Source organism: Methylobacterium sp. WL18 (assembly GCF_008040015.1).
GTDB classification, from domain to species: Bacteria; Pseudomonadota; Alphaproteobacteria; order Rhizobiales; family Beijerinckiaceae; genus Methylobacterium; species Methylobacterium mesophilicum.
Map to the genome: position 1 here is coordinate 1 of NZ_VRVD01000408.1, position 4,299 is coordinate 4,299.

3 protein-coding genes and 2 pseudogenes are annotated in these 4,299 nt (G+C 48.9%); 1 reads left to right on the forward strand and 4 read right to left on the reverse strand.

Features of this window, described 5'->3' with window-relative positions:
• The 4 genes and pseudogenes from tnpB to FV228_RS21735 form a co-directional block, all read right to left on the reverse strand.
• On the reverse strand, window positions 1–152 hold a 152-nt coding region (tnpB, locus tag FV228_RS21720), incomplete at its 3' end, for an IS66 family insertion sequence element accessory protein TnpB (RefSeq protein WP_147856507.1).
• A gap of 229 nt (window positions 153–381) precedes the next feature.
• Window positions 382–474 (reverse strand): annotated as a pseudogene (locus FV228_RS34330) (transposase); the annotation flags it as partial.
• Between the two features lie 180 nt (window positions 475–654).
• Window positions 655–939: pseudogene (locus FV228_RS21730) on the reverse strand (IS66 family transposase); the annotation flags it as partial.
• 212 nt (window positions 940–1,151) lie between these two features.
• Window positions 1,152–2,213 carry an acyltransferase gene (locus FV228_RS21735; RefSeq protein ID WP_187277859.1) on the reverse strand — a complete coding sequence of 354 codons (1,062 nt, stop codon included), beginning with the start codon at window positions 2,211–2,213 and terminating at the stop codon, window positions 1,152–1,154.
• A 425-nt stretch (window positions 2,214–2,638) separates the two neighbouring features.
• Here FV228_RS21735 and FV228_RS21740 point away from each other — a divergent pair, with 425 nt between their 5' ends.
• Window positions 2,639–3,883, forward strand: coding sequence for a hypothetical protein (locus tag FV228_RS21740; RefSeq protein WP_147856509.1), 1,245 nt, complete (start codon window positions 2,639–2,641; stop codon window positions 3,881–3,883).
• Window positions 3,884–4,299: the final 416 nt, after the last annotated feature.

Consider the following 4,299-nt stretch of genomic DNA (forward strand, 5'->3'; position numbering starts at 1 on the left):
GCGCGCTTCGAGCGGAACACGTAGACCGTGCCGGAGAACGGATCCGCGCCCATCGCGTCACGCACCAGAGCGGCCAGCCCATCCATGCCCTTGCGGAAGTCCACCGGCCGTGTGGCCAGCATCACGCGCACCGCGCCGGAGGGCCCGATCATAGGGAGCCTTCAGCGCCCGGATCACCGCGGTGATCTGCGCCTCGCTTGCGTCCTCGCCGATGCGGACCATGGCGCCTGCGATCTCAACTTCGATGCTGTGGCAGCCGCATCGCTCCTTCAGTTCGGGGCTCATCTCGGCAGACGTCGGCTCCTGCGGGCCCACACTCATCACGGCCGGCACGAACTGTAGTGCGCGCTCGCCGTCGTGCCCCCCAGCCTGACGAACCAGGCGCCGCCACGTGAACAGCTGCGAGGCGCTCAATCCATGCTGGCGTGCCACCGCGCTGATCGAGGTGCCCGGACCATCGCTCTCGGCGACGATGGCGGCCTTCTCCTAATCCGACCACGTCCGCCGACCGGCCCCCGTGAATAGCTCCAGGCGCCGGATCGGCTCCGACATAGCCATACGCCCTGACATCGACATGTGACGGAGCTCCCATTCCGCTCCGTATGTCGCCTTCACACCGTCTACCGGAAGGTGCCGCCCAAACAGCGCTTACAGAAGATCAACGTGCAGGGCGCCGCCGCAGCACGAACAGCAATCCGGACGATGATCGATCACCGCATCGGGATCGTCGCTCATCCTCCGGCTGTGGCCCTCGTGCCCGTGTTTGACCCTCCGGGCTTGGATTGGTCCCGCCGCTCCTCGTGATCGGTCGCCGGCGGCTTCGAGGAGGTGTGCGACGTCTTCGCTGGACGCTGCAGCCGCAGCACCACCTCATCCTGAGCCTGTCGAAGGATCGATCAGCTCTTCGGGGCTCAACCGCTCCAGATCGCTGCGCCGCATCTTACAAAGGAATCAGCGAAATCCCAGTGGCGCGCCTTTTTACGCGGAACTGCCGCGCGAGCGTTAACCGTACCATTGCAGCACGAAAATCAACGTTCGGCCTGGCCATAAATAGTTAGATGAAACGGTATTCGTCCAGCGTTCAAACATAATGTGAATTCGCCAAAAAGCAAACGATTAGGTCAATATCCAATACCTACCTCCGCTATCGATCACTTTACGTGACGATAGGTCCTAGTAAGAAGTGACCGTATCGGCGAATCAAAGAGTTTTAATATAATTTGACTTAATAAAGCAAGCGACAGCATCAAAAGCCCCGCCTCGACCATAAAATTTTTAGCTTCAAAAATATACTGATAAGCACCATTGATCCAACAAAAAAGTGGATAATGCAGAATATATACTGGATATGAAATTGCTCCCAGCCAAACCGAAATCGATGTGAGGCGACCCTCAATGCGCACTCGCGCTGCCACGAACACAAGGGCGGGTGAGAAAACCGCAATCCACATCAGCTCACCTGTCCATGTCAGCATGTACGGCAGAGGCAAAGCGAAGATTAGCACCATGAGTGCAAAGCAGACGGCGAATAAGCTCTTATCGATAAGCGTCGCTGCACCCCTACCAGTTTTGTTAAAGATCGTAAATAAAATTATCCCAACATAGAAGGAGTAGAAGACGCGCGATAAGCCGCACGAGAAGGTGCCCGAGGTGTCACCACCAATTCCAAGTATTACGATAAAAATAAGCGAAATGCCTACGACGACGTAATTGAGCATAGGACATTCGATTTTACTGGTAAAATACCAGCTTATATTAACAATTATCTCGAGAAAAATAGTGTACTGAGGGCCATTAAGAGGAAATAGCTGTGGGCCGCCAATCGCGGAGGGAGCATCAAAAAACGGTATGCTGAGGAGGTTCAACATAATAGCTGTAATTACCTGAAAACCTGTAGAAGTATCACTACCCTGGATTACCCGGGCCCAAACGTAAGTCCCGCTGATGACTGTAGCCACGAAAACTAGAGGCATTAGACGAATCATTCGACTAATTATAAAGCTCCGCAGCGTCATGCCAGCAGCGAAACGCTTCACGTACGCACCCGCGAGAACAAATCCGCTCAGACAAAAAAATAAATCCACGGCAAGACCGGCATTGACGGCATATCCAGGACCAGTGAGCCAGTGCTGTAAGTGATATACTACTACAAAAATTGCTGCGACACCTCGAATAAGGTCTAGTGTCGCATAATATCTCTGGTGGTTCGGCACTTTATGCTCACTGATTATATAATGCGACAAAAACCGCTGATGGAGGTCATGCTTGTGAACAAGGTCTGTTATGACTAGAAAGCTCGATCCGAACGGATTTTCATAATGCCATCGAAATTTCACCTTGTCAGCGAGAAGTTGCCGAGCGTGAGCCGAAGTGGAGGGCCACCCATTTTACAGAAGCCCCCTGTGGACGACAGCGTCGTTGCCGGTGCCGGTATGATGGTCCTTGAGCAGAGAGGTTGTACTACAAACCTTGGATCCACATGGCTCTGATAGATTTGACTCATGGGGCATTCTACAATGAAGTTCACATCCCGGACATTATACCTCATGCGGGCGGTTCAGTGGCTGAAGAATGGCCGACCGTGTCGCTACATCATTAGACGAAACAAAATTATGCTTCATCTTGGGACATCGTATGGATGGCGTGCAATGAAATTTTCGTGATGCCTTGTAGCTCTCTTTGCGGCGATCATCGCTTGGGTATTGCTTTGATGCCAGAAATCAATTATCTGCTTTTCAAGCTCTATGAATTTAGTTATGCTGGAACTATGTGCGATCAACAAATTCCCGTCCGCCTTCAAAACGCCCTCCTAGTCGATCCTTCTGTCGTAGGACAATCCCACATTCTTGTTAACACAGGAATCATACGTCTCGCTACCACTCGTTATTCGCGTGTCACCATTATTGCAGAGACTACGCACTGCGAGGCGATAAAGCGATACCTTTGCAGAGAAATCGGGGACAAAGTCGACTTTGTTACTTGGCGTCACAGGCATGAGATCGTGGGTATTGTTCAAAATTTTCTGGCCAAAAAACAAATTGACCAGATAATAATGACAAACATCAGCTACAGACTGTTCCTGTACATGAATTTATTTGGCGTGCGAGCGAGCAAAAATCCGATTTTTTGGATGTTCCATAGCCATTTCGTGGATGCATGCGGCCGCGACCTGAGAGTCCGTGTTAAAAATTTTATTAAGTGGTATTTTCTTTTCCGCCTCTTCAAAAATGTGCGCTTTATAGTTTTAGGGGAGCGGATTCGAATAAATATTGAAAATTCTATTGGTAAATTTTTCCATCCGGACAAAATAAGCGTCATAAACCATCCGATAGGTATTTCTAGGATACCTAGGGTTGAATCAGACGTCTCAGAGTCACTTCCCAAGTCCGTTCGCATTCTATTTATGTATGGTTGGCATGGCTTATCAATAAAAAATAACATTCTGCTTGAGGAGATTAAAAAACTTTCCAGTACTACTTGTAAATTTAAATTATCTGTGCTTTCAAACGAATTCAAGAAATCAAACAATGAAAGATCATTTTCAATTGATTACGCGGAACGCCTTAAAGAGATCTCTAAATGCGACCTATTTCTGTATCTACCAAATGATTCCTATCGGCTGCAGGCGAGCGGCGCAACTATGGATATGTTATTGACAAACACGCCGATGATCGGATTGCGGACGGAGTTCGGGGAAGAGCTTGCGGAATTAATCGGGCCGTTTGGTTACTTTTTTGATACACAAAGTGATCTCTTGCAATTCCTTCACTCTAAGAACTATGACTCTGTTGAAATTTCTCAATTCAGAGCTAATTTAACTGCAGGCTATGATAAAATTCTTGCAATTTGCCAGGCTCAGTTCGACAGAATAATTGGTTTTTAGACTTTGTACGACACACGAAGAATTATTGAACGTCAAATGAGTATTCATTCTGGTCATATCGTGAGTTTGCTGAAGAGTTGCAAGCAGGAATGATGTTAAATTGCCGGATGCTAGACATTCTGTGTCACCCAATGAATTAGCTAGTCCGTTTTATGGAATTTAAACAATTTTCTAAATAAAAGTATGAAATATGCAGACGGGTTCAAGGCGCCATATCCTTATCGATTTAATCGAACTCATATGCTGCTGCAGAGAAGTATTTACCGCGCGGCTGGTGTGTGACGTTGTTGATGCGACGCCCAAGTTTACAGAAATCGGCGAGATACTCCACACGAGTGCTCAATAGAGCGGCATCCGATCAGGTTGCGTCGTATCCTGCAGCCGCAAGGTAGGCTCGACATTCAGCTGGTGTGAAG